The sequence below is a fragment of the Olleya sp. HaHaR_3_96 genome (assembly GCF_019278545.1).
GTDB lineage: Bacteria > Bacteroidota > Bacteroidia > Flavobacteriales > Flavobacteriaceae > Olleya.
On record NZ_CP058987.1, the window covers coordinates 1,588,720 to 1,615,398 of the forward strand.

Genomic DNA, 26,679 nt, shown 5'->3' on the forward strand with positions numbered 1-26,679 from the left:
CATGCGAAAAATAATTATAGGTATAGTAATAGCGTTTGCTTTGTCTTTCATTTTAAAAAAATGTACGGCAGGTAGTGCAGACAAAACAATTATTAGAGAACATTCTGCTTTAATAGAAAAGCAGATTAGTAACGTTGGTAAGTTAGTGGTTACTGAAGGGTATTTTAGTGACGCCTATAGTTATAAAAACTCCAAAGCATTATTTGCTAATTTAACCTCAGACAAACAGGCTTTGGTTATTGTTAATGCGGAAGTAACGGTGGCTTACGATTTAAGTAAGATCGAATTTGAAATTGATAGTATTAATAAAGTTTTGAAAATTAAGTCTATTCCAAAAGAAGAATTAAAAATCTATCCACAATTAGAATATTACGATGTGGAAAGCGGGTATCTCAATGCTTTTAATCATGATGATTATAATAAAATACAAGACATTGTAACAGCACGTATCAATAAGAAAATAGAAGCTTCTAATTTGCGTATTAATGCTAAAAACAGGTTGGTAAGTGAGTTGTCTAAATTTTATATTTTAACCAATAGTTTAGGTTGGACATTGGAGTACAACGATAGTAAAATAGATAATCAGGACAAACTCGAAAATTTCAAACTCTAAGGTGTTTAAATAAGTCGTAGTAAATAAACTATAGTTTATTACTTAGGCTTTGCCATCCACCACCATTCATAACTTCAATGCCATTGCTGCGTAAAATAGCTGCGGCACTGCCTGATCGCATACCACTGGCGCAACAAGTAATAACAGGTTTATCCCATTTTATTATTTGATTGACCTTAGCTTGAATTTGTTGTAATGGGATATGTTTTGAGCCAGGAATTGCACCCGAGTCATATTCTGCCTTAGAGCGTACGTCTAAAATTATAGCACCTCTATCTGTAAAATCTTTTATTTTATTGGCTTTATTTCCGAAAAGAAAACTAAAAATTCCCATAGTATAATTGTTTCTTACAAAGCTACTAATTTGAAACTTAAAAATCCTTAAATTTGTGTAAATTCAACTTAAAACTAAGAGCAAATGTCTCAAGCATACGTTAAACAAACCATTGAAAATAACATAGGTTATATCGAATTTTTTACGCCAGAACATAATGCAATGCCTAGTCCTATTTTAAAAGAATTAGAATTAGCTATAAAAGCAGCAGGTCAAAATGATAGTATAAAAGTGATTGTTTTAAAAAGTGGAGGAGATCGCACGTTTTGTGCTGGCGCAAGTTTTTCCGAGCTAGTAGCTATTAAGAATTTACAAGAAGGGAAACAATTTTTTTCCGGTTTTGCAAATGTGATTAACGCCATGCGTAAATGTCCAAAGTTAATAATTGGTCGTGTACAAGGTAAAGCTGTTGGAGGAGGAGTGGGGCTAGCAAGTGCAACGGATTATTGTTTAGCAACTAAATTTGCAGCAATCAAGCTTAGCGAAATTAGTATTGGTATTGGCCCATTTGTTATCGAACCAGCAGTGACGAGAAAAATGGGGCAAACCGCTTTTTCTCAAATGACCATTAATGCAGAATCCTTTTATGATGCAGCGTATGCAAAAACAAAAGGTTTATATGCGGATGTGTTTGAAACGGTTGAAGCATTGGACGGCGCTGTAACTGTTTTAGCACTTAAATTAACCTCTTACAACCCGGAAGCTTTATTAGAACTTAAAAGAGTGCTTTGGGAAGACACTAACGAATGGTGTGTTTCACTTCTAGAACGTGCTGAAATTAGTGGACGACTTGTGCTTAGTGACTTTACTAAGGAGAAGTTGAAGAGTTATAAGTAATTGTTTTTTTTGTAAACAAATAAAAAACTAACTTATATCTGTATTTTAATGTGGTCATTTTAATACAGTTATAAGTTAATAGTAATTTACCCTTTATGTCGTTTAAATTTAAACTGCAATCTCTTGGCTTGCAATCTTAATACCATCATCAATTAAATGCCCAACTTCAGGTCTGTTTTGTTTGATAGTTTCTAAATGCTCAAGAATAGTATGACACAGCTCATTTTCATTGCCTTTTTTTGCTAATTCAAACAATTCGATAGGTAATAACCAATCCATCGGAAAGCGGTTAATTAACTGTTCCAATACTTTTGTTCTAGAAATAGTACAGTTAGTTCCTTCTCGATAATCACGGACTTGTTTGTATAGGTCAATCAATTCTAATTTTTCAGCAGAATGTTCAATATGTATTGTTGTGCTGCTTATTTTATGCGTAATTAAATCAAAACTATGTAAATCTGCAGGGCCAGAATACCCAGATAACACTTCTTTACCAACAGCCATGTCATATTGTCCCCAGTCAGGTTCAAATAAAATAGTGTCTTTATGTGTTACGGTACAGTTTTTAAAACTAATCAAGATAATTTTACCTTGTAGGTTTCTTGTTCCCGTAATAATCTCTCCGGTAACAATAATATCATTTTCAAACTCTAAAGTCACCGTTTCACCTTCATAAATATCATAAGCACGTAAATCACGTGGCGACATGTCTTCAATAGCTAAATTAATACCTTTTAATTTCCCGATAGGAGATCCAAAACCATCCGCATGTTCTAAAGTACTGTGTCCAACCAATTCTTTATCTCTGTTAGCTAACGCAGTTTTTCCAGTGGTCTGTATATAGCTTACTTTTCCATTGTGTTCTATCATATTAGTAAACACACCCGAAATCTGCAAACCAGTACTAAGCTCAATAGTACCTAAAGCTTGACTGTGTATTAATTTTTTAATAGCACTAGGTCCACCAGTACGGAGTGCCATAGTATTAGCAAAAGACTCTAATACCAAACTAAGGTGTGCAAAATCTGGAGTCACATATAATTGAGGTTGTGGTTTTGTAATGTCAAAATTCTGAAAGGTAGACTCAATCGTATAAGGTAATTTTTTGACCTTATCCGTCATACACCAAGCGCTCTCTCCAATAGATGATAGTAAACCAGCACCATAAATTTTAGGATTTTCAATGCTGCCAATCAAACCATATTCAACCGTCCACCAGTGTAAGTTTCTAATTAAAGCCATCTCACTTGGTTCACCCATATTATTTTGTAAGTCTTCAACCGTTTTTTCTGCTAAATCGATTTGATCTTGTGGCGTATTAGGAGCTTCTTTTATAATAGACAAGTGGCGTACAGCTTCGTATAATTCATAATCCTTAGCAGAACTAATCGCTTTACAACCAATTTCTCCAAAACGTCTTAAATACTCAGCATATTCAGGATTAGCAATAATTGGAGCGTGACCAGCACCTTCATGGATAATATCTGGCGCAGGTGTATATTCTATATGTTCTAATTGTCTAATATCACTAGCAATAACTAATACATTATAAGCTTGAAACTCCATAAATGCATTAGGCGGTATAAAACCATCAACAGCAACAGCAGCCCAACCAATCGCTTTTAAAATACGATTCATTCCATACATATTTGGGATAGCATCAACACTAATCCCTGTCTGTTGTAGTCCTTCTAAATAGGTGCTATGTGCTACCATACTTAAATAATCGACATTTTTACGCATAGCATAACGCCAAACGGCTTGGTCAATTGCAGAATAATCCTCATAATCCTGAGGTTTAATAAACTGCCTTAAATGCTTAGGTAAACGATCCAAAATTGGATTAGACTCTATATTTTTAAACGCCATAGCTTTGTGTTTCACTTGATGTAAAAATACAAAAAAACAACCTAAAAGACTCTTAAAAAAAAGGGTACTTTATTCATACAATCAAAACAACTTAGTATATTTGTACCATGATACAATTAGCAACATTTTTATTTATAAGCGGAGGAGAAATTTTTTTCATCCTACTTATCGTTGTTATGGTTTTTGGAGCTAAAAATGTTCCCGAAATCGCAAGAGGTTTAGGTAAAGGTATGCGTCAGCTTAAAGATGCTACTAACGATATTAAAACCGAAATCACAAAATCTGCAGAACGTAACGGTTTGGATACAAGCATCACTGATGGTGTAAATGAAGAACTTAAAAAAGTTAAAGATGATCTAGAAGAGTTTACTGGATCTGTTCGTCGTAAATTATAATACAAAAATACCACTTATCTTTTGGGCGTTACCACAAGGGTCGCGTCATCCGTTATATCTTTTTTGCAGAACATTTTTGTGAGAACACAAATGATATACAGTTAAGTTAAGGTCATATCAACTAGGTAATCCAACTATTTTATCAAAAAAGGATGCCACTACTACCGCTAACGCAATTTGTAATTTTGTAAATTAGTATTAATTTGGTGTTATTAATATGTTTAAATTGTTAAATCATTAAAATTATTAACTTTTTTTTAAGAAAAAGCTATATATTTAACGAACAACCTTAAACTATATAAAAATGAAAAGACCATTATTAAAACTATCAATGTTATTGGTAGCTTTTACAATTTTTAATGCTTGTCAAAAAGATGAAGTTTTAGAAATGCAAGAAGAATCAGTCATTAACGACGATCAAAAGCCAGCATTAACTATCCCTGAAATTAATGCTATAATCAATCAAAGTCTTACAGAAACCGGAACTTTTGATTGGAAAGATGTTACACCGCACACTCTTTGGAGTGCTGTAATTAGAGGTAATAATATTTTAACTATTGGGTATGGAGCAGAAGGCGAAAGTTTTGCTGAAGTAAAAACAGAAAGTCTTAAAGCAACCTTATCTAACCTTATACAACTTGTTGAAGATAGCGAAGATTATAAAAAAGGTGATAAACCAGTCGTTGAGCATGATATTATTAATGTGATAGATATGGAAGTTGCCAACTTTTCAACAATTAAACAATTGTTACAGTCTGACGGTGTTAGATATTTAGAGCCAAACGGTTATAATCAATATGAAACAGTAAATAATGGGCGGTCAAGTTCTGGGTGCGATAAAGATTCAAATACTATAAATTCTGCACATTATACGACGATTGCACCAAGTAATGCACAAGTGTCTTGGCATTTTTACGAGCATAATATTCCACAAGCTTGGAGTCAAAGTACTGGAGCGGGTGTGACTATTGGATTAATAGATACTGGTGTATCTGCTTCTCAATCATTACTAAATTCGTCAGGAATTAATGACGGGTATTCAACGGGGCGTTTTGTTCAAAAATATGGAACATTTATAGATTCTTCTTGGTGGTGGTCAGATAATTATGATGGCATTCATGATAAATGTGGACATGGTACAGCAATGGCATCTACAATAGCAGCACCACGTAATGATAACGGAATGCCGGTTGGTGTAGCATATAATGCAAACTTAGTGGCTTATAGAGCTACAGAAGATGTATTGCTTAATGATTATCATGAGCGTAAAGGAGTATCTGATGCATTAACTCAGTTAGGAAATAGAAGTGATGTTAAGATTATCTCTATGTCTATTGGATATTTATGGTCAATCGGTAATATTAAGGATGCTGTAGAATATGCGTACAGTAAACAGAAATTAATTTTTGCAGCAGGTGGAACGTCTACTAGTTTTACAAATGGTTATGGTGTTATTTTTCCGGCTACTATGAGTGAGACAGTTGCTGTAACAGGAGTAGATGATGGACCAAACTATGATAGATGTGAGGTGTGTCATACTGGTGATAAAATTGACTTTACCATTATTATGGAAGGTGATAATAACACAAGTAAGGCACCACCAGTATTAGGGTTTTATGATGGTGATAGACGTTATACAGGAGGATCATCTGTTGCAACAGCAACAACAGCTGGTATCGCAGCTTTAGTGTGGTCTAAATACCCAACATGGTCTAGAGCACAAGTGTTAACTAAATTAAAGCAATCTTCAGAGTTTTATCCTAACAAAAACTCTAGTTTTGGATATGGTAATATTGACGCTTTACAAGCAGTGCAGTAAAAATTATAAGTGTTAATTTAAAAAGCCTCTCGTTTTATGAGAGGCTTTTTTTATGTTGATTTTTTTAAGGTCTTTCTCTGACGTCTTCTAATATGACATCGCTTAACTTTGTGTCACTTGCGTCAGATGACTTGTGTAATACAGATATATCTCCTGTAGATTCTAAAACAACTGCTTCAATTTGATTAAAATTTAAAACATTAGCTTCTCTAAGTTTTGCTATTAATTGCGGTTTTTCAATTCTAGCATGTTTTAAATTGTCATGTAAAATTGTTTTACCTTTCATTAATAATAAAGGTTTGTTAGAAATTATAGAACTTAAACTAGGAAACTTTTTTTGTAATGTAGAAAAAATGTAGGTTAGAAATAGTAAGCCAGAAATTGCGACACTCCCATGAATAAGGGATGTGCTTGATGTTAGAGTTGAAGAAATTATGCTACCTATAGCAATAGTAAAAGCAAAGTCATAAGCTGTAAATTTAGCAAACGATCTTAAGCCTATAATTCTAGTTAATATAATAATTACTACAAATAGTATAAGGCTACCTGCGACTGTTTCCCATAAAGGGTCATTTAAAGAGTATATCCAATCCATTATTTACTTTTTAATTAATGTTATTTTACTAGCTTAAAATTCGGAAAAATATATTGGAATAAGAAATTTTAGTTAAATGTTGTTAAAAGACATCTGTGCATATAAGAGTTTAATTTTATTATGATTATTTATAATTTTATTAAGGTTGGTGTGCTGTTTCATGCTTTAACCCATATATTGTTTTTACTTTCGCAAAGAATTAAAATAAAGGATAAGATGTTGGATTATGTAGTCATTGGAGGTGCACAAGCAGGATTAGCTATGGCTTATCATTTAAAACAAATGAACGTCAATTTTATAGTTTTAGATGGAGAGGCAGAAGTTGGTGCGTCCTGGTTAAACCGTTGGGATTCTTTAAAATTATTCACACCAACAGAATACAATCATTTACCAGGTTTAAAATTTGATGCCCCTAAAGGGCATTATCCAACCAAGGTTGAGGTGGCTAATTATTTTAAGACTTACGTTGCTGCATTTGAGATTCCTGTGCAATTAAATACATTGGTGACTGCTGTTACTAAAACAGCAAAAGGTTTTCATGTACAGCATAAAGATGGCGAGATTGAAGCTAAAAATGTCATCGTTGCTACAGGCCCATTTCATATTCCTTATACACCGCCTTGTCACACAAAAATATCCGATAGTACATTACAAATGCATAGTAACTACTATAAAGGTGTTAAGCAATTGCAACAAGGTGATGCTTTAGTTGTAGGAGGTGGGGATTCTGGTTATCAAATATTAAACGAGATTTCTAAAGACAGCTCTAGGACTGTTTATTTTTCTGGAGATACTAGCGTGAAATCATTACCTCAAAACTTTTTAGGTAAAACACTATGGTGGTGGTTTACCGTGGTCGGTTTTTTAAGTTATAGTAAATATAGTTGGGTTGGTAAAAAAATTAACTCTTCAACACAACCTGTTATTGGTACGGATGTAAAAGAAATTTTGTCTCGAGAAAATGTCATACCTGTAGGACGCACAAAAGATGCATTAAATGACGATATCTTTTTTGAAAAAGAAAAAAAATCGACAATTAAAAATGTGATTTGGGCAACAGGATACCGTCCTAATTTTAAATGGATTCAAGGATTAGAACTGGACGCTAATAGTTATCCTAAAAACTATAGAGGCGTTAGTAATATTGATGGCTTATACTTTATAGGTTTACCATGGATGTTTACTCGTGGATCAGCAACGTTAGGTGGTGTGTCTAAAGATGCTAGTTATTTGGCTGGTGTTATGAGTAATAAATAAGAGTGAAAATAGCTTTCAAAAAGGGGAGGTTTATTTATTATAAAGCTCTGGTGTTACAGAAATCTCCATAGTAAAAGCACCATTCTTATCGTAATATTTGTAATCTAAAGTGATGTTATTATCTCGATAGGTTTTTAATTCAGGGCTATTTTTTACGCTTTCGATGATTTTGGGTCTTATGTACTTATTAGCTGTGTCTATGTTGACTTCAGATTTTGTCATATCTAAAAGTGTGTAATGGTATATAAAATTGATTTTTCCTTTAGATGATGCACTGTCTAATCTTGTATACTGATCAATTGCTATAGGTGTTTGTTTATTCATTTCTATAGCTACATTTTTTAATTCAGTAGCTATATCTTTTTTAAAAAGTTGTTTAACAGCATAAAATGAAATGATAAAGACGATAATACCTACTGTTATTCCAATAATATTACTTTTCTTTTTTGGCTTGTCTTCCGTCATTGTAGTATTGTATTCTTAGAGTAAAGCATCTGTCTCTTCACACAAAACATAAGATTTAAAAATAGATTCTAGTTCTTTTTCCGGATCGTCTGTTAATCCAGCATGTGTTTTAGAACTTTGTATAATAGTACTTCTTGCGGCTGCTAGCCATCTGAATCTATCAGATACTTCAAATTGACCAATAACCCCTGCAGAAGGATCTCCTTTGCAAATTAGTTCCCATGATTTTAGATAGCTATTTAAAGCTTCTAAGTCTAAGTTGCAGGCAAAGGCTTTTAATTTAGCATCGCTGATTTTATATTTTACACCAACAAATTTTTTGCGTTTAGAGTATAAAATAACACCGATATTAAAAAACTCTTCACGTTCTACTTTAGGGACAAGCCTAATAATCGCGTATTCAAAAGTAACTTTATCTTGCATCTTGAGCTTCTTTAACTAGTGTGTCTATCATAGCCAGTTTGGCATCTAGATAATCTGTATACGCATCTCGTATTTCTAATGGTGTTAAGGTGTCGCCCTCACTTATCAACCAATCTTCTGGAATAGTATTGATAATGTTTTTAATAGTGGTTTTGTCTAAAGCTTTAATTATTTCTTTTGAAGCATTTTCCAAATCTGTAGCACGACTTAAAAGGACGTGGTCTTTTATTAATGGAAACGTTCTTGTTAAATGGTTTTTCCACGTGTCCCAATTATGATGAAAATAAAAACTAGCACCATTATCTATTACCCATAATTCCTTATTCCAATTTAGAATGTTCGGGTTTTTAGAAGTTCTATCTATATTACTAATGATACTGTCTAATAAAACGACTTTAGAAGCTGTTTTAGCATCTGCAACAGACGCCAATGGATCAAAAGTTATACTACCGCTTAAATAATGTAGTCCTAGGTTTAAACCGACGCTAAACTTAAGTAAGTCTTGTATTTCTTCATCGGGTTCCATTTTACTAAACGAATCATCTAAATTCATAAATACCAATTCGGGTACTTTTAAGCCAATAGCGCGTGCTAATTCGCCACCAATAAATTCGGCAATTAAAGCTTTTTTTCCTTGACCTGCACCTCTAAATTTTAACACGTATAAAAAATCATCACTAGCTTTAACAATGGCAGGTAAAGACCCTCCTTCTCTTAAAGGTGTGATATATTGTGTAACATCAACGGTTCTTATATCTAATGTATCCATAATGATTTAACTTATAATTTTCGGCTAATGGTTAAACCATCACGAATGGGTAATAACACCGTTTCTATGCGTTTGTCATTTTTTAAAAGTGTATTAAACTCTAAAACAGCATTGGTAGAAACGTCTTTTGGATCTACAGGTTCAATCACTTTTCCATGCCATAACACATTATCAGAAAGTATGATACCTCCTGGATTTAGTTTGTCAATAATTAAATGAAAGTAATTAACGTAGTTAGGTTTGTCAGCATCAATAAATACCAAATCAAAAGTTTTGTCTAATGTTGGTAATATATCTATTGCACTCCCTAAGTGTTGATGTATTTGTGTTCCGTAACCAGATTTATCAAAGTAACTACGCTGAAAATCTTCTAATTCTTCATTTACATCAATCGTGTGTATTTCACCTTCAGGATGTAAACCTTCCGCTAAACAAAGGGTTGCATAGCCGGTAAAAGTACCTAATTCTAAAACAGATTTTGGTCTAATTAATTTAGAAATCATGCTTAGTACGCGACCTTGATAAGGTCCAGACAGCATAATAGGTTGTAATATTTTTTGATAAGTTTCTCTAGTTAATTGTTGTAATAGCTTGGGCTCATCTTGACTGTGAGCAACCACGTAGTCGTCTAGTTTTTCTGGTAAAAAATACATTATCCTAAAATACGTTTAACAAGTTTATCTTTAGCTGCTTGGTCATCTCCACATAACCATTGGATCACGTTATCCTCCCAAATAGCATCACGTTCTGTTTCTGTAATAATTTTACGTTCGATAGCTAAATCTAAAATTTTTCCAGGGTAAGAACTTTGTTTTTCGCTTTCCATTTCCCCTAAAGGGTAAGGGTCATCAAGGCCCATTAAAACCTGTTTAGAACCTTGGTTTTTTAATAATAGATCTAATCCACCAGTATCGTGCACTAAAGTGTCAAAAAAGATGTTTTTATGTCCAACCGCTTTTCTTGGGTGACTTTTACCTTCGAATAAATCGGGTCTACCATCAAAACCTTGAATACGTCGTCCTAAGTTTATTTGTGCTAATTGCCCACCATGCGCAAAACAAGTTCTCATATTTGGGTACTTATCTTGATAACCATTTAAAGTTAAAAAGTGGTAGGCATCTGCACATTGTGCCAACATCCATATTAAATGAAAACGCCAAGAGGTGTTTTCTAGTTTGATAAACTTTTCACCATCGTAAGGGTGTATTTCTACAGCTAGATTATACTTGTTGGCCATTTCAAAAATAGGCTCGTTTTCTTCATCAAAAATACAACGCCAAGTGCCGATAGTATCCATATAATGGGTTGGAAGGCATAATAAACGTAAGTCTAATTCTTCCACACAACGTTCTATTTCCCAACAGGCTCCTCTAACAAAACCAGGATGGACTACAAAACCGCAAGTAAATTTGCTTGGGTTTTCGCGTTGTACTTTGGCATTAAAATCGTTTTGAAATTTAAGCGCTTGCTTCATTTCTTCCACACGCAAACCGTTACCGTATAACTGAGATAAATTTAAAACGACTGCATGGTCAATTTTAAAACGTTCCATCCAAGCTAGTTTTTCATCTAAAAAGAAACTAGAATCTGTAATCGGTCTGTTCCAATCTTTTTGAAGCATAAATTTTCGGTCTTTATCCACCCAAAAAATTTCTTTGTCTTGCATAAACTGAGGGATTTCCTCCGGATATGGCAATAAGTGTGAGTGACCGTTAATTCTAAGTTTGCGTTTTTCCATAAGTTTTGTCATTGCGAGTCTTTAAACGTGGTAATCTTTGTCTAAAATTATTTATTTTATTCATTTTTTGCTTGTCCAAAAAACGAACCAAAAAAAGACATCCAAGCCAAGGAATTTTTCAGTTTTAAACTGAAAATCGATACGAAAACTTCGCGTCGAACATCGTTCTCCTGATCTCGAAGCTTTTCTTTATCTATATCTTCGCCTTGGCGTTCAATTTTACAAATTGATTGGGGACTTTCAATTAAGTTAATGTTATTTTTAATCCCGCTTTGTTTCTTTTGCTAACTGCTAACTGCTAACTGCTAACTGCTAACTAGTCTTCTAGCTTTACCTTTTGTGGTGGTTGCATTACTGCGTCACAATTAGGGCAGGTGCGTTTGTCTTTATCACCATAATATTTATCAAATATTTTTGGCATATCGGTTTCAATATTTTTTACTGTAAAATCTTCTTCGTACAATTTAGTAGTACAATTTTCGCAGAACCAAAGTAAAGCATCTTGTACACCTTTTTCTCTTGGGTATTCAATGACTAAACCAACCGTATTTGCACCACGTTGTGGCGAGTGCGGTACTTTTGGAGGTAATAAAAATATTTCACCTTCTTTAATATGAATATCTTTTGGGACACCATCTTCAATAATTTTTAAGATAATATCACCTTCAATTTGATGGAAAAATTCAGGCGTTTCGTTGTAATGATAATCCTTTCTATTATTTGGTCCACCAACAACCATAACAATAAAATCACCATCCTTCCAAACCACTTTGTTACCAACTGGTGGCTTTAAAAGATGTCTGTTTTCTTCGATCCAAGCTTTAAAATTTATAGGTGGAAATAATTTACTCATATTATAATATTTTGGGCGTTTCCCTAAATAGGGTCAGGCTTTACACTATATCTTTTTTTTAACTTGTTCTCGATACATTTTGTTCATACTTCACAAAACACTCGAACTGACGTTTAAAAAAAGGGTGTCGCTTCAAACTTTCAGGTTCACGAAATCAATATATTTAAATATTAACCAGTGAGTAATCCTTAACGCAAATTCATGAATTCAATAAAATTAATGATAATTGAACAGATTGCCACGATTTTTTGAAAAGAAAAAAATCTCGCAATGATAGATAGAATTATAATGACTTTGTTCTTCCGCCATCAACCGGAAGATTAATTCCGTTAATATAACTCGCACGTTCGCTTGCTAAAAATGTAATTGCATCAGCCAATTCTTCGGGCTTTGCAAAACGTTTTGCAGGAACCGCGCTTTTCATAGCATTTGCAGATTCTTCTTCTGTATTTCCTGATTTAGCAGATTTGTTTTTAATAATTTCAGCCAAACGATCGGTTCCTGTTGCACCTGGCAAAACATTGTTTACCGTGATACCAAATTGACCAAGCTCATTAGCTAAGGTTTTACTCCAATTAGCAACTGCACCACGAATGGTATTACTCACACCAAGTCCGTCTAAAGGTTGTTTTACTGATGTAGAAATTACATTTATAATGCGACCAAAGCCTTCATTTTTCATAAAAGGAACCACTGCTTGTGCTAACACGTGATTACATTTTAAATGCTGAGTAAAAGCAGCTTCAAATTCGTCTACATCTGCCGAAAATACTGGCCCTCCTTTTGGTCCTCCTGTATTATTTACTAATACATGAAACCCATGATTCTCTTTTATGTAAGCTTCCACTTTTTCTTTTAATTCCTTCGGGTTAGAAAAATCGGCAACTATATAATCATGATTTCTATGTTGAGGTAACTCGGTTAACGTAGCTTTTAACTTGTCTTCATTTCTAGCAATAAGTGTTACTTGTACACCTTCTTCATTTAATGCTAAAGCTGTTGCTTTTCCTATTCCTGCTGTACTTCCGCAAACTAGCGCGTATTTATTGTTTAAGTTTAGATTCATAATATTAGTCTGGTCGAGTTCAGTCGAGACATTGCTCTCAATTGATAATTATTTTTTATTTAGAAACCTCTCGACTGCGCTCGAGGAGACAATCTTGTTTCAATTTATATTTTGTGTTTTATGTCTGGTCGAGCGCAGTCGAGACCTTAATCGCTTTCTATATTATATTTAGAATGAGTAGCGTTTCTGCATTCTGATAAAATTTGTAATAAATCAAATTCACCATTAGCTAATGCATATTTCTTTTTTGCACTCCACTTTTTTATTTTCTTTTCAAAAAATATTGCTTGTTCAATATCGTTAAATTCTTGATTAAAAATTAACTTTGATGGTCTTCTTTTATAAGTAAAGCAATTTTTATTTAGTCCTATTTGATGCTCTTTAAACCTTCTGGAAATGTTATTTGTAACTCCTGTGTAGGTTAAGTTATCTGAACATTGTAATATGTAAACATAATAAGTTTTCATAATAAACCTCTCGACTGCGCTCGAGGAGACATTTCGTTTTAATTTATATTTTAGTTTTATGTCTGGTCGAGCCTTTCGCCTTGGCCCAAGGTAGACTCTGTCGAGACCTCACTCATTATTAGTATTTTATACAAACATTTTTAGCTTCAGTAAAAAAGCGTAACGCTTCAAAACCACCTTCACGACCAACTCCAGAAGCTTTTACACCACCAAATGGTGTTCGTAAATCACGCATCATCCAAGTGTTAACCCAAACTATTCCAGCTTGTAGTTGGTTGCTCATTTGCATGGTGCGTTTTAAGTTGTTGGTCCATAATGTTGCAGATAAACCATACTTTACTTTGTTTGCCATTTGTAATACGTCGTCTTCTGTATTAAAAGGCATAATGGTAACTACAGGTCCAAAAATTTCTTCTTGATTGACTCTGCAGTCATCATTTGGTACTTCAATAACTGTTGGTTCTAAATAGTAACCGTTTTCATAACCTTGTACAGTCACTTCATTTCCGCCACAAAGGATTATTCCGTTTTCCGCTTTAGCGATATTTATATATTCTTTTACTTTTTCTAAATGAGGTTTGGAGACTAATGCTCCAATATTGGTGGATGCTTCCGATGGATGACCAACTTTTAAAGCTTTTACTTTAGCAACAAAATCTTTCTTGAATTTCTCATAGATAGATGCTTCTATAAATATTCTACTTCCACATAAACAAATCTGACCTTGATTGGCAAAAGACGAACGTACTGTTGTGTCTAACATATCGTCATAATCACAATCTGAAAAAATGATATTTGGATTTTTCCCGCCTAATTCTAACGATAGTTTTTTAAACATTGGAGCTGCTACTTTTGCAATATGTGCTCCTGTTGCTGTTCCTCCTGTAAAACTAATAGCTTTTATGTTTTCATGTTCTATAATGGCTTGTCCAGTTGAACCTCCTAAGCCATGTACAATATTTAAAACGCCTTTTGGGAGACCAGCTTCGTTGCAAATTTCGCCCAATAAATAAGCGGTCATTGGAGTTATTTCACTTGGTTTGGCAACAACGCAGTTTCCTGCTGCAATTGCTGGAGCGATTTTCCATGTAAATAAATAGAGTGGAAGGTTCCAAGGTGAAATGCAACCTACAACACCAATAGGTTGACGTAAGGTGTAATTTATGGCTTGTCCAATGCTTTCATGACTTTCGCTAGCAAATTGTGTTATGGCATTTCCGAAAAAACGAAAGTTACTTGCTGCTCTTGGTATATCTACTGCTTTTGCTAAGCTAATCGGTTTTCCGTTGTCTTTACTTTCGGCTTCTGCGAAACGTTGTAAGTTAGCTTCTAGTAACTCTGAAATTTTTATTAATATTCTACTACGCACTCCTATACTAGTTTGTGACCACTGCTTAAAAGCAGTTTTGGCACTTTGATATGCGTTTTCTACATCTTCTTTTGACGAGTTTGGTATTTGTCCGTAAACTTCTCCATTACTAGGATTGTAGTTGTCTACCCAGTTGTCTTGTGTTGGATTGTGGAATGCTCCGTTTATGTAGTTTTTAATGTTTTCCATTTTTTTGTCCGGTCGAGGGGAGTCGAGACCTGTTTTAGAAACCTCTCGACTGCGCTCGAGGAGACATTAGATTTATATATTATTTACCAACATAAGCCATAACTTTAATCTCAACAACCAAATCGGGATGCGGTAATTGATGTACGGCAACAGTTGTTCTGGTTGGTCCTGTTTCTTTATCAAAAAATTCAGCGTAAGCTTTATTATAATCTGAAAAGTCATTCATGTTTACTAAAAAGGAAGTCACATCTACAACGTCTTTTAAACTGGCGCCAACTTTTTTAAGATTGGTGTCTATGTTTTTTAAAACTTCTTGCGTTTGCGTGTAGGCATTTAGTTTTTTAGTTCCCATTTCGTCAATAATATCGACTCCAGCAATGGTATTGTCTGCTCTACGAGAACTTGTTCCTGAAACAAAAATGAAATCGCCAACTTGTTTTACGTGTGGATAAGCTCCTCTTGGTGTTACTTTAGTTCCTTCGTTCATTAATTTTATATTTTTACGTCATCCTGAACTTGTTTCATGATCACATTGTTTTTCTTCTTCTAATTTAAAATGTCACACTGAGCGGAGTCGAAGTGCTTCTTTTTCTATTCATTTTGTCTTTTTACAAACTCTTCGACTACGCTCAGGATAAACTAAGTCAAAAAAAGATGTTTGTTAAAATTCGTATCTTTTTTATCCAATATTGCGTCATTCTGAACTTGTTTCAGGATCTCATTATTCTTTCTTTCTTTCTTTCTTTCTTTCTGTTCATTTTGCCTTGATGCAAAACGAACCAAAAAATCAAATTGAAAAGAGGAAATTCCTGCGGAGCATTCTCTCTCGGAATTACGTGCTTAAAGCTTCGCTTTGCAGCTCCATTCCTTCGTTCATTATTTCTGCTTTTCAATGTTTCAATTCTCATGAATTGATTTGGGACTTTTATTTTTATTTTGTTCTTGTTTACCCCAAGATGGTTTCTTTTTGCTGAATGCCAACTATTTTAATCCTGCAACCATATCGTCTTTCAAGATTGCTTCCGTTTCTTGTTGTACTTTTTTAAAGATACTGTTTAAATCTTCGGTTGTTGTAATGTCTTTATTTACTAATAAGTTTAAAATAGCTTTGTCTTGCGCTCTTCCTTTTGTCATTGCTGTATGATACGGGATGTCTTCTTTGAAAGTTACCATTGAGTATTTTGAGAAATAATCATTTGGAAATTCTTTTTCTAAAGCCATTTCAATCGCACGTTTTTCTTTAAAAATAGGATTCGCAACGTGATCACGCATTTCGTAATAATTGTCTATTGCTAAATCGGCAATAGCGTCTGTATCTGCTTTTCTTGTTTTTTCGTAGACTTTAAAGATCGTTTTCCAATCACCTTCATATTGTTCTAGGATTCTATCAAAAACAGTGACATCTTCAAAAGATGCATTCATTCCTTGTCCGTAAAAAGGAACAATAGCATGTGCAGAATCTCCTAATAACACATTTTTGTTTTTGTAATGCCAAGGGGAACATTTTACGGTTCCTAAAGCACCTGTTGGGTTGTTAAAAAACTCGTCTGCTATATTTGGTATTAATGCTAATGCATCCGGAAATTGTGTTGCAAAAAAATCTTTTATGGTGTCTTCTGTAGTAAGATTGTTGAAATTGTATTTACCTTCTTCATAACTTAAAAATAGTGTAACCGTAAAGCTTCCGTCTAAATTAGGAAGTGCAATTAACATGTAGTCACCTCTTGGCCAGATATGAAGATAGTCTTTGCTTATTTGATGCTTTTTTTCAGCGGAAGCGGGAATCTCTAGCTCTTTATAACCATGCGTTAAGTAGTTTTGCGAGTAACTAAATAAAAACTTACGTTCTAGATAATAGCTTTTTCTTAATGAAGACCCTGCGCCATCTGTACCAAAAAGCACATCGCCTTTAACTTCTGTTTCTATTTTTGTTTCATAATCGTATAACCTGGCAGTATTATTTTCGATATCAATACCGTTACATTTTTTGTTGAAGTGAATGGTTAGGTTATCATACGAGTCAGCTTCAGTTAATAGTAAACCATTAAGTTCTCCACGAGAAATAGAGTTTATGTATTCGTTATCTCTTCCTGAATAATTAGAAGGAAACGTATTGCCTTCTATATCGTGTATTAAACGACCAAACATAGGGATGCATAACGGTTTTACTTTGTCTTCAACACCCGCTAATCGCATAGCTTTTAATCCACGATCTGAAAGTGCTAGGTTTATAGAACGTCCTGCAGAAATATCTGTGGTACGTAAATCTGGTCTGCTTTCATAAACATTTACTGTGTAACCTCTTTGCGCTAAACGTAAGGCTAGGAGAGAGCCGCAAAGTCCAGCTCCAATAATTAGTATGTTGTCTTTTTTGCTCATATTAGTAGTGTTGTCGTTGACTTGGTATTAGTCTTCGTTATCCTGATCTTGATTCAGGATTTTATTATTTGTTGTTCTTTTTCTATTTTGAAATGTCACACTGAGCGCAGTCGAAGTGCTTCTTTTACAATTTATTTCTACATTTCAATGTTCAATTATACGAATTGATTAAGGACAAAACTCGTTGTTTAGTTTATGTTCTTTTTTTAATTATTGGTTCAATATCTCTTTCAACTTTTCCACCATTCTATATACATCTTCAAAGGTGTTGTATAATGGCACCGGTGCGCAGCGTATTACATCTGGCTCTCTCCAATCTGTAATGATGTGTGCTTCGGTTAATTTTTTATGTAAATTTTTGTCAGCATCCTTTACCTGAATGGATAATTGGCAACCGCGTTCTTTTGGGTTAGTAGGTGTTATGATTGTTATTTTGTCGTTATTCAATTCGTTAATTAAAAACTCAAAATAACCAGTAAGTTTTTCCGCTTTACTGCGAATGGCATCCATACCAACGTCGTTAAACATATCTAAAGATGCTTTTATGGCAGCCATAGATAAAATTGGCGGATTACTTAGTTGCCAGCCTTCTGCTCCCGGAATGACATCTAACGGTTGACGCATATTAAATCGGGTTGATTTATTATGACTCCACCAACCTGCAAAACGTTTTAGGTCTTTATTATGTGCATGTTTTTCGTGCACAAAAACGCCACCTAAACTTCCTGGGCCAGAATTTAAATATTTATAAGTACACCAGGCTGCGAAGTCTACACCAGAATCATGTAACTCGGGTTTAATGTTTCCGGCTCCATGTGCTAAATCAATACCTACCTTACAGTCTTTTGCATGACCAAGTGCTGCTATTTTCTTTAAATCTAAGTATTGTCCTGTGTAATAGTTTACACCTCCAATTAGTAGTAACGCAATGTCATCCCCTTGTTCTTCAAGAATAGTTTCTAAATCTTCAATATTTAAAAGCGCTTCTCCTGGTCTTGGTTTCCATTCTATTACTCCTTCGTTAGCATCAAAACCATGAAACTCTAATTGGGTTTGCACCGCGTATCTATCACTTGGGAAGGCATCACTTTCTATAACAATCTTATATTTTGTTTTTGTTGGTTGGTAAAAGCTTACCATTAATAGGTGCAAGTTGGTCGTTAAGGTATTCATTATAACGACTTCAATTGGTTTTGCTCCAACAATTTTCGCCATAGATTCTGTTAAGAATTCATGATAAGGCATCCAAGGGTTTTTTGCTTCAAAATGACCTTCTACACCTAGATTTGCCCAATCTTCAAGTTCTTGATTAATATAATCTTTAGTAGCTTTTGGTTGCAAACCAAGTGAGTTTCCTGTAAAGTATAACCAATCGTTTCCTTGTTTGTCTTTTGGGATGTGAAATTGAGTTCTGTATTGCGACAATGGGTCATTTTGATCTTCTTGCTTAGCGTAATCTAGACCTTGTTTGTAGTTGGACACGATGTGTAGTTTTTCGGTTTACACAAAAATAAGAATTATTAATTTAGAAATGAAGGGGAAATATAATGCATGAAAAAGGGCTAAATAAATTAAATTTAAGAAGCCCTTCAAAGTTTATGTTGTCGCGTAAAGCGGAATTATGTTATTTACGTTTAGATTATATAGTTTGGATGTTTGGTTAATCGGTTTTTATAGAAATATTGGTAAAATACAAATTCCAAGTGCCCTCTGGCTTTTTATGGTCTTTAGCTATTTTAATACCTTTAAAATCCTCATAATTCTCGAAAGACGTTATCATTGATGGTGTAGCGGTATTTCCTTTTCTAAAAATCCATTCTTTAATCATGTAATTATCGTTGTAATAAAAATCGTAAGCGTCCCCAGGTGTATAACCACCAGAATTGCTATATACCAATGTTAATTTATTTAAAGCGATTTTACTTATGGGTGCAATTTTATTTGTTGAATCCAAAATTTTTGTCCCTTGGTCCCAAACCAATTGAAATGGTGCTAACAACCAGTATTTATCATTAATAAAGCCTTGGTCTGTTTGTATCGTTAAACTATCTATTTTGCTTCTGTTATAAGATATAGTGTCTTTGTCAACAATAAGAGACACTTCGTTTTGTTTTGGTTTCCATGACCATGACCGTTCAAAATGACTGCTATCTTTATCAACATTAAAAGTGAAATCTATTTGATTTATTGTATTCCAATTAGTAAGTCCGTGTGCCTGGGCTATTTTTTCAGCAGTAGAGACTTTGTTCTCTGCTATTTTTATTTCTTTTTTGCAAGAGAAAGAAATGATTGAAATGAGTATAAGTAATAGTTTTTTCATCTTAAGATTTTTTGCAAAGATAGGGAAGGGTTTCTTCTTTAAAATAGAAATGTTAAATTAGTGACTTAAAGGGATTGTATGAAAGCAAATTACTTCGACGTAAATAAGGCAACTTGGAATGAGAAAGTTAAGGTTCATGCAACAAGCCCGTTTTATGATATGCAGTCTTTTAAAAAAGGTAATAGTTCATTAAAACAATACGAGTTACTCGCTATTGGAGATGTTAAGGGGAAATCCATGTTGCACTTGCAATGTCATTTTGGACAAGATACCTTAAGTTGGGCTAGGTTAGGAGCTAAATGTACAGGTGTAGATTTAAGTAATGAAGGTGTTGACTTAGCGAAGACGCTAAATAACGAATTAAGTTTAGATGCTACATTTGTATGTTGTAATGTTTTAGAGACGTCTAAATATGTTAAAGAGACTTTTGATATCGTTTTTACCAGTTATGGTGTTATTGGATGGTTGCCAGATTTAAAGCCATGGGGACAAATGATTGCAGAAAAACTAAATAAAGGGGGTAGTTTTTATATGGTCGAGTTTCATCCGATAGTTTGGATGTTTGATTATTTAGAAGATAGGCCAGTAATGAAATATGGGTATATGCAGGACGAAGTAATTTATGAAGAATATGAAGGGACTTATGCAGATCCTAATTCAAAAATGATAAGTAAAGAGTCGACGTGGAATCATGGTTTAAGTGAGGTCGTAAATGCATTAACGCATGCAGGTTTGCGTATTGAGTTTTTAAATGAATATGACGAAAGTCCATATAATATATTGCCAGATTTAGTCGAAACCAAATCTGGCAATTATATATTAAAGGATAAATTATATCCTCTTATTTTTGAAATTAAAGCGACTAAGCTTTAGGTTGAATGTTTAGTGATTACTCTTAAGCAGCTCAGGCCTCTTATTTTTGAACTTATTAAGTCTTGGAATCGATACATTTTGTATGTATGGATTTTCAGGATGTAAACGTTCGTAATTTTGATGGTAATCTTCAGCTTTCCAAAATTTCAGGAATGGATATACTTCTGCTGCTATAGTCGCATTAAGTTGATTGGCTAAGGCTTTTTTCTTTGTTTCAATAATTAGTTTCTGTGCATCATTTTGATAGAATACAATAGAACGGTATTGACTACCTCTGTCTGGACCTTGTCCATTGGCTTGGGTTGGGTTTTGAGAGGCGAAATAGACATCAACTAAAGTTTCAAAACTAATAATTTCTGGATTGTAAATAACTTCAACAGCTTCCGCATGGCCTGTACGACCCGTATTACTTTTCGCGTAAGTTGGGTTTTTTGTGTGACCTCCCGAATAACCATTAATGACCTCTTCTACACCTTTAACGCTTTCGTAAACTGCTTCAACACACCAAAAACAACCACTGGCAAAATAGGCTTTTGCTTGTCCGTTATCTAAAGCGACGCTTACAGGTGTTGCTGTTTTTATAGCGTCTTGTTTTGGATTGGTTTGTGCTTGATTGTTGCAACTAAACAGGAGTGATAAAAATAATACTGGAATTAATTTTTTCATTTTCTTTTCTTTTTCATTTGGACGAATAAAGTATCGAAACCTTAATTAGGAAAGTTATAAATATTTCTTAAATGTTTTAGAATTTAGGTGTAAAAAAAGCCTTTACAATGTAAAGGCTTCTTAATATAATTTAGAAAGTGCTTACGATAACTTCGAAAACATTTTTTCCATTTTTGCTTTTTGTTCTTCTGCTAGTGCAGCATCAACAAGGATACGTCCACTGTGCTCATCCGTAATGATTTTTTTACGTGCTCCAATTTCCATTTGTACTTGTGGTGGAATAGTAAAGTATGATCCTCCTGAAGCTCCTCTTTCGATTGGCACTACAGCTAAACCATTTTTTACATTTACTCTGATACGGTTGTAAGCTTTTACTAAACGTGCTTCGATTTTTTTCTTGTAATCGTCAGCCTTTTCAATAAGTGCTTTTTCTTCTTTTTCAGTTTCCTTTAAGATAGCGTCTAATTCGTTTTTCTTATGTTTTAAGTGCGTTTCACGCTGTTTGTTATGCTCTTTTGTTTTAGCAATAACATCTTTTTTCTGATCTATCTGAGCTTTAAATTCTCTGATATGCTTTTCAGCTAATTCAATTTCTAACTCTTGAAATTCAACTTCTTTAGTTAAAGAGTTAAATTCTCTGTTATTTCTAACATTTTTTTGTTGCTCAGAGTATTTTTTAATTAAAGCTTTAGCTTCTTCAATTAAATTTTTCTTAGAATTAATATCTGCATCTACAGAGCTTAAGCTATCTTCTAACTTTTCTAATCTGGTTTTTAATCCTGCAACTTCGTCTTCTAAATCGCTAACCTCTAAAGGTAATTCTCCACGTACGTTTCTAATTTCGTCAATTCTAGAGTCTATTAATTGTAGATCATATAATGCTCTTAGGCGATCTTCTACAGTTGCTTCTTTTGTCTTTGCCATATATTAAAAATACTTAACAGGATTGGTATTTGTGTTCGATAAAATAAATGCAAAATTAGGGATTTTTTTGTTAAGTATTGCTACTAATCCGTTTTTTGTGAACTGTTCACTTTCATAATGACCTATATCTGTTAATAGTATACGATCTTCCGCTTGATAAAAATCATGATATTTTAAGTCTGATGTAACAAAAACATCAGCTCCTGCTGCTTTTGCAGCGTGTATTGCAAAGCTACCTGAACCTCCTAATACGGCTATTTTTTTTATCGACTTATTTAATAATTGTGAGTGTCTTATATGCGAAACATTCATTTTTTCTTTTAAATAGTTTAAAAAGTCAGTTTCAGATTGAGGGATTTCTAATTCTGCAATCATTCCCATTCCTATATTTTGATTCGTGTTTTCAATGGTAGTAATTTCATAAGCAACTTCTTCGTAACTATGTACGTCGAATAATGTTTTTAGAATTTTGGATTCTAAATGTTTTGCAAACGTTATACTGATTTGAGTTTCTGGTTCACTATGGTTTTCTTCTATAGTACCAATAGTTGGGTTAGCATTGTGTTTTGGGTTATAGGTTCCAATGCCTTCTGTGTTAAAACTACAATTTGTGTAGTTGCCAATTTGACCAGCACCTGCTTTAAATAGAGCTGTTCTTAATGTATCTGCTTCACTTTTTGGAACATAAGTTGTTAGTTTTTTTATGGTTTGCTTTTGAGGTATTAAAATCTGTTGGTTTATTAAATTTAATTGGTTGCAAATCATCGCATTTACACCATGTTTATCATTATCTAAAGCGGTATGAATGGCGTAGATAGCAATGTTGTTTTTGATCGCTTTTAAAACGGTCCGTTCTACATAGTTTTTTCCAGTAATACTTTTTAAACCCTTGAATATTATTGGGTGAAAACTTAGTATGAAGTTGCAGTTGTTGGCAATTGCTTCGTCTATAACAGTTTCTAGAGTGTCTAAAGTGACTAATACATTGGTAATTATAGTGTTTTTGTCCCCAATAAGTAAGCCCACATTATCAAAATCTTCTGCATAAGTAAGCGGTGCTATTTCTTCAAGATGACTAATCAGGTCTTTAACTAACATACTTTTTTGTCTTTATTATTTAAAACAAATATAAAATATTTACTTTCGTTACTATTAATCTTGCTAGCATTTCATAATTAAATAAAATGTAGCAGTCTTATGTAATAGACTATAAATTATTTTAATGAAATTTTTGCGTTTTATATTATTTCCTATTGTTCCTGTGTATTTTGTTGTGACGTGGTTTAGAAACCTAATGTATGATATCGGATGGAAGAGTTCTAAAAGTTATGATTTTCCAATACTATGTGTTGGTAATCTAAGTACGGGTGGTACTGGAAAAACACCTATGGTAGAGTATTTAATTAGATTGCTAAAGGATGATTTGAGGTTAGCAACGCTAAGCAGAGGGTATGGTAGAAAAACGAAAGGGTTCGTGTTAGGAAATCCTTTGTCTAATGCTGAAAGTTTGGGAGATGAACCGTTTCAGTTTTACAACAAGTTTAGTGATGGTGTTTTGGTTGCTGTAGATGCTAATAGACAAGAAGGGATCGCCCAATTGATTCAGAATGAACCAAAACCACAATTGATAGTATTGGACGATGCTTTTCAACATAGAAAAGTTAAGGCTGGATTTTACGTTATGTTGACAACATATGCCAATTTATATACCAAGGATTTTGTTTTGCCAAGTGGTAATTTACGTGAGCCTAAAAGTGGAGCTAAACGTGCGAATATAATTGTAGTCACTAAATGTCCTGATGATTTAACGACTGCTAAAAAACAGGCTATTGTATCGGAAATTAAACCGTTAGACTATCAGAATGTCTTTTTTAGTTCAATTAGTTATAGTGCTATTTTATATTCTGAAAATAAGTCGTTAACTTTAAGTGAGCTGTCCGATTTTAAGTTAATCACGGGGATTGCTAATGCAACGCCTTTAGTCGATTTTTTAACAGAAAAGAACTTGGATTTTGAACATATAGCTTTTAAAGATCATCATAATTTTAGTCTTCAAGAAATAGAGCGTTTCTCTAAATATGATTGTATCGTAACTACAGAAAAAGATTATATGCGTTTGAAAAACGAATCGTCTTTGATAGGTAAATTATATTATCTTCCAATAAAAGTTGAAATTGATAATGCTGAAAAATTTAATAGGTTAATTAAGGACTTTGCGTTATACTAAGACGGGTTTTCTTTTTTGGTTAGCATTAAGGCATTAAATAATTTTTTCTCAAACTCTTCTTGCTTAAAAGGTTTAGGTATAATATCTGAAAAACCAGCTTCATCAAACTCTTGCATTTTGTCTTCGATAGTTACTGCAGTAAGCGCGAAAATAGTCAGTTCTTTATCAAATTCTCGGATTAATTTTGTGGCCTCCATACCGCTTATTCCTGGCATGTGGATATCCATTAAAACAACATCGTAGTTTATTGATTTTACCTTATCTACAGCGTCTTCTCCGTTGTCTACGACGTCACAATAGAGTTTCATTTTATTAAGGATTTTTTTAGTAATCATTTGATTAATCTTATTATCCTCAACGACTAGTATTTTTATATTACTTAATTCCAATTCGTCAATTTCATTAAAATAGTTCGCTTTTTTCTCAACAATAACTTCATTGCTTTTTTTCATAGGAATTTCAAAGAAAAATGTAGTTCCTTTTCCTAACTCACTTTTTAAATAGATTTTTCCTTTTAAAATATCTATTAAACCTTTAACAATGGATAGACCCAGACCTGTACCTCCATATTTTCTGTTAATTTGAATAGAACCTTGAGAAAAACTTTCAAACATATTTTGTTGCTTTTCTTGGCTGATACCAATCCCATTGTCTTCAACTTCAAATTTAACATTAAAGTTTTCACCGTCTTTGCTTTGTTTTAGAATTCTAACCCAAATATCCCCGTCTTTAGTAAACTTGATGGAGTTTCCGATAAGATTAATTAGTATTTGAGAAATCTTGAGCTGGTCAGCATTAAAGTTTGTCGGTAGGTCTCTGTCGTATTCTAGATGTAACTTAATATTATTATCTGTAGCCGAATTATTTAAGGCTGATATTACGTTTTCAACTTTCTTTTTTAAATTAAAAACTTCTGGTTCTATATCTACTTTATTGGCTTCAATCTTATTAATTTGTAGAATATCATTAATAAAAGTTAATAAGTAATCTCCCGAAAACTTCAGTGATTTTAGATGTTGTATTTGTGCTGGTTTTGGATTTTCTTCCAATAACATGTTTGTTAAGCCCGTGACTGCATATAAAGGTGTTCTAAGCTCGTGGGTTACTGTAGATAAAAAGTTAGCTTTAGTTTTAGTAGCTAATTCCGCTTTTTCCATTGCAATAGTTAATTCTGCATTTTTTTTGTGCAAAATATTATTAGATTTTAGTCTAATGTTATTGTTTTTGTATAACGATAATGTCAGTAAAGAAAGTATGGTAATTAAAGCAATACTCAGAATTGTAGTTAGCTTTTCTAGCCAAGTAGAACTCGCTTCTTTTTCTAAATCAGCTTCCTTTTCTTTTTGGTATTCTATACGATTACTGTAAAGTTTGTCTAATCTTTTTTCGGGTGAAAGATAACTACGTTTGACTTGCAATAAAGAGTCGTTAAGTGTGATGTGTTTTTTTAAGAATGAATTTGCTAGTTTGTAGTCTTCTTTTTGACTGTAGACTTCGCTTAATGAAGCATACGCATTACTAACGAGACCTCTGTATTCGTTTTTATTGGCAATAGTAAGCGCTTGTTTTATTAGGTTTTCGGCCTCCGTTAAATCTCCTGTTTTTGCTTTAGTTTTACCAAGACTTAAATAGGTGCTACTTAAAATTTTATTGTTTTTATAGCGCTTAGCTAAGCTTATGGCATCGTAATATTCTGTTTCTGCCGCTTCATATTTTTCGAGATTATAATGGGCATCACCTTTATATAACATGGTCTCAGCAGCATAATCATGTAGGTTTTCATTTTCAAATGCTTGTTGGGCGGAATTGTAGTAATCCAGAGCTCTGCTGTATTCTTTACGGCTCATGAAAATATTACCTATTGTTTTGTAGGTCTCAGCAATATTGATATTGTCTTCTGCAAAACGTTGTTTCTCTACAGCTTTAAATAGGCTTTTTAAAGCATCAACAGGTTCTTCTGTTATAAATTGAATCTTACCTATTTTGCTATATATTAAGCCAATACTTCTATTGTCTTTTATTTGATGAGCTAAGGCTAGCGCTTGATCTAAATCACTCTGCGCTTTATAAAACTCATTATTGTCTATGTTTTTTTGAGCTAAACTAATATTGTAATTAATCTTACCTTGTATAACTTCTTTTTCCTTTTCAGAAATGTCTTGAGCTTGCAGATTTAATCCCGCAAAAAAGAACATAATACAAGTGAAAAATTTTATAGTTTGGGGATTCATT

At 33.4% G+C, this 26,679-nt stretch carries 27 protein-coding genes; 7 read left to right on the top strand and 20 right to left on the bottom strand.

Features of this window, described 5'->3' with window-relative positions; genetic code table 11:
- Position 1: 1 nt before the first annotated feature.
- Positions 2 to 613, top strand: a complete 612-nt coding sequence (locus H0I26_RS06865; protein WP_101017200.1) for a DUF4230 domain-containing protein — start codon at positions 2 to 4, stop codon at positions 611 to 613.
- 28 nt (positions 614 to 641) lie between these two features.
- Here H0I26_RS06865 and H0I26_RS06870 read toward each other — a convergent pair whose 3' ends face one another.
- Complete coding sequence (locus tag H0I26_RS06870) at positions 642 to 947, bottom strand: rhodanese-like domain-containing protein (protein ID WP_218701575.1); 306 nt, start codon at positions 945 to 947, stop codon at positions 642 to 644.
- An 84-nt stretch (positions 948 to 1,031) separates the two neighbouring features.
- On the opposite strand from H0I26_RS06870, the gene H0I26_RS06875 reads away from it, so the two are divergent.
- A complete protein-coding gene (locus H0I26_RS06875) occupies positions 1,032 to 1,784 on the top strand; it encodes an enoyl-CoA hydratase/isomerase family protein (protein WP_218701576.1) in 753 nt (250 codons plus the stop codon).
- A gap of 108 nt (positions 1,785 to 1,892) precedes the next feature.
- Here the strand turns inward: H0I26_RS06875 and H0I26_RS06880 are convergent, their stop codons facing one another.
- On the bottom strand, positions 1,893 to 3,653 hold the full coding sequence (locus H0I26_RS06880) for an aromatic amino acid hydroxylase (RefSeq protein WP_101017206.1): 1,761 nt from the start codon (positions 3,651 to 3,653) through the stop codon (positions 1,893 to 1,895).
- A 107-nt stretch (positions 3,654 to 3,760) separates the two neighbouring features.
- Here H0I26_RS06880 and H0I26_RS06885 point away from each other — a divergent pair, with 107 nt between their 5' ends.
- Together H0I26_RS06885 and H0I26_RS06890 are read left to right on the top strand one after the other, a co-directional pair.
- The gene (locus tag H0I26_RS06885; RefSeq protein WP_218701577.1) at positions 3,761 to 4,048 is read left to right on the top strand and encodes a twin-arginine translocase TatA/TatE family subunit; all 288 of its coding nucleotides are present in this window, start codon (positions 3,761 to 3,763) and stop codon (positions 4,046 to 4,048) included.
- Between the two features lie 304 nt (positions 4,049 to 4,352).
- A complete protein-coding gene (locus tag H0I26_RS06890) occupies positions 4,353 to 5,867 on the top strand; it encodes a S8 family peptidase (protein ID WP_218701578.1) in 1,515 nt (504 codons plus the stop codon).
- Between the two features lie 64 nt (positions 5,868 to 5,931).
- Here H0I26_RS06890 and H0I26_RS06895 read toward each other — a convergent pair whose 3' ends face one another.
- A complete protein-coding gene (locus H0I26_RS06895) occupies positions 5,932 to 6,462 on the bottom strand; it encodes a DUF421 domain-containing protein (protein ID WP_218701579.1) in 531 nt (176 codons plus the stop codon).
- A 216-nt stretch (positions 6,463 to 6,678) separates the two neighbouring features.
- Between H0I26_RS06895 and H0I26_RS06900 the strand changes: the two genes are divergently transcribed.
- A complete protein-coding gene (locus H0I26_RS06900; protein ID WP_218701580.1) occupies positions 6,679 to 7,719 on the top strand; it encodes a flavin-containing monooxygenase in 1,041 nt (346 codons plus the stop codon).
- Between the two features lie 30 nt (positions 7,720 to 7,749).
- Here H0I26_RS06900 and H0I26_RS06905 read toward each other — a convergent pair whose 3' ends face one another.
- The 13 genes from H0I26_RS06905 to H0I26_RS06965 form a co-directional block, all read right to left on the bottom strand.
- Positions 7,750 to 8,184 (bottom strand): hypothetical protein, encoded by a 435-nt coding sequence (locus H0I26_RS06905; RefSeq protein WP_218701581.1) that lies wholly within the window; start codon positions 8,182 to 8,184, stop codon positions 7,750 to 7,752.
- 15 nt (positions 8,185 to 8,199) lie between these two features.
- Complete coding sequence (locus tag H0I26_RS06910) at positions 8,200 to 8,607, bottom strand: DUF3037 domain-containing protein (RefSeq protein ID WP_218701582.1); 408 nt, start codon at positions 8,605 to 8,607, stop codon at positions 8,200 to 8,202.
- On the bottom strand, positions 8,597 to 9,376 hold the full coding sequence (locus H0I26_RS06915) for a HipA family kinase (protein WP_218701583.1): 780 nt from the start codon (positions 9,374 to 9,376) through the stop codon (positions 8,597 to 8,599). The genes H0I26_RS06910 and H0I26_RS06915 overlap by 11 nt, the downstream gene beginning before the upstream one ends.
- Before the next feature lie 11 nt (positions 9,377 to 9,387).
- Positions 9,388 to 10,029 (bottom strand): O-methyltransferase, encoded by a 642-nt coding sequence (locus tag H0I26_RS06920; RefSeq protein WP_218701584.1) that lies wholly within the window; start codon positions 10,027 to 10,029, stop codon positions 9,388 to 9,390.
- Positions 10,029 to 11,114: an amidohydrolase family protein gene (locus tag H0I26_RS06925; RefSeq protein WP_090838321.1), complete on the bottom strand. Its 1,086-nt coding sequence runs from the start codon at positions 11,112 to 11,114 to the stop codon at positions 10,029 to 10,031. The genes H0I26_RS06920 and H0I26_RS06925 overlap by 1 nt, the downstream gene beginning before the upstream one ends.
- A gap of 316 nt (positions 11,115 to 11,430) precedes the next feature.
- The gene (locus H0I26_RS06930) at positions 11,431 to 11,967 is read right to left on the bottom strand and encodes a 3-hydroxyanthranilate 3,4-dioxygenase (protein WP_218701585.1); all 537 of its coding nucleotides are present in this window, start codon (positions 11,965 to 11,967) and stop codon (positions 11,431 to 11,433) included.
- 283 nt (positions 11,968 to 12,250) lie between these two features.
- Entirely contained in the window at positions 12,251 to 13,033 is a 783-nt protein-coding gene (locus tag H0I26_RS06935; protein ID WP_218701586.1) for an SDR family oxidoreductase, read from the bottom strand.
- Between the two features lie 146 nt (positions 13,034 to 13,179).
- Positions 13,180 to 13,500: a GIY-YIG nuclease family protein gene (locus tag H0I26_RS06940; protein WP_218701587.1), complete on the bottom strand. Its 321-nt coding sequence runs from the start codon at positions 13,498 to 13,500 to the stop codon at positions 13,180 to 13,182.
- A gap of 118 nt (positions 13,501 to 13,618) precedes the next feature.
- Entirely contained in the window at positions 13,619 to 15,058 is a 1,440-nt protein-coding gene (locus H0I26_RS06945) for an aldehyde dehydrogenase (RefSeq protein ID WP_218701588.1), read from the bottom strand.
- 79 nt (positions 15,059 to 15,137) lie between these two features.
- The gene (locus tag H0I26_RS06950) at positions 15,138 to 15,545 is read right to left on the bottom strand and encodes a RidA family protein (protein WP_218701589.1); all 408 of its coding nucleotides are present in this window, start codon (positions 15,543 to 15,545) and stop codon (positions 15,138 to 15,140) included.
- A gap of 494 nt (positions 15,546 to 16,039) precedes the next feature.
- Positions 16,040 to 17,437: an FAD-dependent oxidoreductase gene (locus tag H0I26_RS06955; protein ID WP_218701590.1), complete on the bottom strand. Its 1,398-nt coding sequence runs from the start codon at positions 17,435 to 17,437 to the stop codon at positions 16,040 to 16,042.
- A gap of 210 nt (positions 17,438 to 17,647) precedes the next feature.
- On the bottom strand, positions 17,648 to 18,919 hold the full coding sequence (kynU, locus tag H0I26_RS06960) for a kynureninase (protein ID WP_218701591.1): 1,272 nt from the start codon (positions 18,917 to 18,919) through the stop codon (positions 17,648 to 17,650).
- A gap of 178 nt (positions 18,920 to 19,097) precedes the next feature.
- The gene (locus tag H0I26_RS06965) at positions 19,098 to 19,757 is read right to left on the bottom strand and encodes a hypothetical protein (RefSeq protein ID WP_218701592.1); all 660 of its coding nucleotides are present in this window, start codon (positions 19,755 to 19,757) and stop codon (positions 19,098 to 19,100) included.
- 78 nt (positions 19,758 to 19,835) lie between these two features.
- On the opposite strand from H0I26_RS06965, the gene H0I26_RS06970 reads away from it, so the two are divergent.
- Complete coding sequence (locus H0I26_RS06970) at positions 19,836 to 20,630, top strand: class I SAM-dependent methyltransferase (protein WP_218701593.1); 795 nt, start codon at positions 19,836 to 19,838, stop codon at positions 20,628 to 20,630.
- A gap of 9 nt (positions 20,631 to 20,639) precedes the next feature.
- On the opposite strand, the gene msrA is transcribed toward H0I26_RS06970, so the two are convergent.
- The 3 genes from msrA to H0I26_RS06985 form a co-directional block, all read right to left on the bottom strand.
- Positions 20,640 to 21,296, bottom strand: coding sequence for a peptide-methionine (S)-S-oxide reductase MsrA (gene msrA / locus H0I26_RS06975; protein ID WP_218701594.1), 657 nt, complete (start codon positions 21,294 to 21,296; stop codon positions 20,640 to 20,642).
- Positions 21,297 to 21,437: 141 nt separating this feature from the next.
- Complete coding sequence (locus tag H0I26_RS06980; protein WP_101017243.1) at positions 21,438 to 22,220, bottom strand: zinc ribbon domain-containing protein; 783 nt, start codon at positions 22,218 to 22,220, stop codon at positions 21,438 to 21,440.
- A 3-nt stretch (positions 22,221 to 22,223) separates the two neighbouring features.
- Positions 22,224 to 23,318, bottom strand: coding sequence for a Nif3-like dinuclear metal center hexameric protein (locus H0I26_RS06985; protein ID WP_218701595.1), 1,095 nt, complete (start codon positions 23,316 to 23,318; stop codon positions 22,224 to 22,226).
- Between the two features lie 124 nt (positions 23,319 to 23,442).
- Between H0I26_RS06985 and lpxK the strand changes: the two genes are divergently transcribed.
- Positions 23,443 to 24,447, top strand: coding sequence for a tetraacyldisaccharide 4'-kinase (gene lpxK / locus H0I26_RS06990; protein ID WP_218701596.1), 1,005 nt, complete (start codon positions 23,443 to 23,445; stop codon positions 24,445 to 24,447).
- Here the strand turns inward: lpxK and H0I26_RS06995 are convergent.
- The gene (locus tag H0I26_RS06995; protein WP_218701597.1) at positions 24,444 to 26,642 is read right to left on the bottom strand and encodes an ATP-binding protein; all 2,199 of its coding nucleotides are present in this window, start codon (positions 26,640 to 26,642) and stop codon (positions 24,444 to 24,446) included. The two genes, lpxK and H0I26_RS06995, sit on opposite strands and share 4 nt — an antisense overlap.
- Between the last annotated feature and the right edge of the window lie 37 nt (positions 26,643 to 26,679).

Excerpts from the sequence above, each read along its gene's own strand:
- H0I26_RS06970 (WP_218701593.1), top strand. The coding sequence starts at position 19,836 with ATGAAAGCAAATTACTTCGACGTAAATAAGGCAACTTGGAATGAGAAA.
- H0I26_RS06925 (WP_090838321.1), bottom strand. The coding sequence starts at position 11,114 with ATGGAAAAACGCAAACTTAGAATTAACGGTCACTCACACTTATTGCCA.
- H0I26_RS06905 (WP_218701581.1), bottom strand. The coding sequence starts at position 8,184 with ATGACGGAAGACAAGCCAAAAAAGAAAAGTAATATTATTGGAATAACA.
- H0I26_RS06890 (WP_218701578.1), top strand. The coding sequence starts at position 4,353 with ATGAAAAGACCATTATTAAAACTATCAATGTTATTGGTAGCTTTTACA.
- H0I26_RS06865 (WP_101017200.1), top strand. The coding sequence starts at position 2 with ATGCGAAAAATAATTATAGGTATAGTAATAGCGTTTGCTTTGTCTTTC.
- H0I26_RS06995 (WP_218701597.1), bottom strand. The coding sequence starts at position 26,642 with ATGTTCTTTTTTGCGGGATTAAATCTGCAAGCTCAAGACATTTCTGAA.
- H0I26_RS06870 (WP_218701575.1), bottom strand. The coding sequence starts at position 947 with ATGGGAATTTTTAGTTTTCTTTTCGGAAATAAAGCCAATAAAATAAAA.
- H0I26_RS06955 (WP_218701590.1), bottom strand. The coding sequence starts at position 17,437 with ATGAGCAAAAAAGACAACATACTAATTATTGGAGCTGGACTTTGCGGC.
- H0I26_RS06980 (WP_101017243.1), bottom strand. The coding sequence starts at position 22,220 with ATGGCAAAGACAAAAGAAGCAACTGTAGAAGATCGCCTAAGAGCATTA.
- H0I26_RS06985 (WP_218701595.1), bottom strand. The coding sequence starts at position 23,318 with ATGTTAGTTAAAGACCTGATTAGTCATCTTGAAGAAATAGCACCGCTT.
- H0I26_RS06885 (WP_218701577.1), top strand. The coding sequence starts at position 3,761 with ATGATACAATTAGCAACATTTTTATTTATAAGCGGAGGAGAAATTTTT.
- H0I26_RS06930 (WP_218701585.1), bottom strand. The coding sequence starts at position 11,967 with ATGAGTAAATTATTTCCACCTATAAATTTTAAAGCTTGGATCGAAGAA.
- H0I26_RS06895 (WP_218701579.1), bottom strand. The coding sequence starts at position 6,462 with ATGGATTGGATATACTCTTTAAATGACCCTTTATGGGAAACAGTCGCA.
- H0I26_RS06940 (WP_218701587.1), bottom strand. The coding sequence starts at position 13,500 with ATGAAAACTTATTATGTTTACATATTACAATGTTCAGATAACTTAACC.
- H0I26_RS06915 (WP_218701583.1), bottom strand. The coding sequence starts at position 9,376 with ATGGATACATTAGATATAAGAACCGTTGATGTTACACAATATATCACA.
- H0I26_RS06935 (WP_218701586.1), bottom strand. The coding sequence starts at position 13,033 with ATGAATCTAAACTTAAACAATAAATACGCGCTAGTTTGCGGAAGTACA.
- H0I26_RS06965 (WP_218701592.1), bottom strand. The coding sequence starts at position 19,757 with ATGAAAAAACTATTACTTATACTCATTTCAATCATTTCTTTCTCTTGC.
- H0I26_RS06880 (WP_101017206.1), bottom strand. The coding sequence starts at position 3,653 with ATGGCGTTTAAAAATATAGAGTCTAATCCAATTTTGGATCGTTTACCT.
- msrA (WP_218701594.1), bottom strand. The coding sequence starts at position 21,296 with ATGAAAAAATTAATTCCAGTATTATTTTTATCACTCCTGTTTAGTTGC.
- H0I26_RS06920 (WP_218701584.1), bottom strand. The coding sequence starts at position 10,029 with ATGTATTTTTTACCAGAAAAACTAGACGACTACGTGGTTGCTCACAGT.
- lpxK (WP_218701596.1), top strand. The coding sequence starts at position 23,443 with ATGAAATTTTTGCGTTTTATATTATTTCCTATTGTTCCTGTGTATTTT.
- H0I26_RS06910 (WP_218701582.1), bottom strand. The coding sequence starts at position 8,607 with ATGCAAGATAAAGTTACTTTTGAATACGCGATTATTAGGCTTGTCCCT.
- H0I26_RS06900 (WP_218701580.1), top strand. The coding sequence starts at position 6,679 with ATGTTGGATTATGTAGTCATTGGAGGTGCACAAGCAGGATTAGCTATG.
- H0I26_RS06945 (WP_218701588.1), bottom strand. The coding sequence starts at position 15,058 with ATGGAAAACATTAAAAACTACATAAACGGAGCATTCCACAATCCAACA.
- H0I26_RS06950 (WP_218701589.1), bottom strand. The coding sequence starts at position 15,545 with ATGAACGAAGGAACTAAAGTAACACCAAGAGGAGCTTATCCACACGTA.
- H0I26_RS06875 (WP_218701576.1), top strand. The coding sequence starts at position 1,032 with ATGTCTCAAGCATACGTTAAACAAACCATTGAAAATAACATAGGTTAT.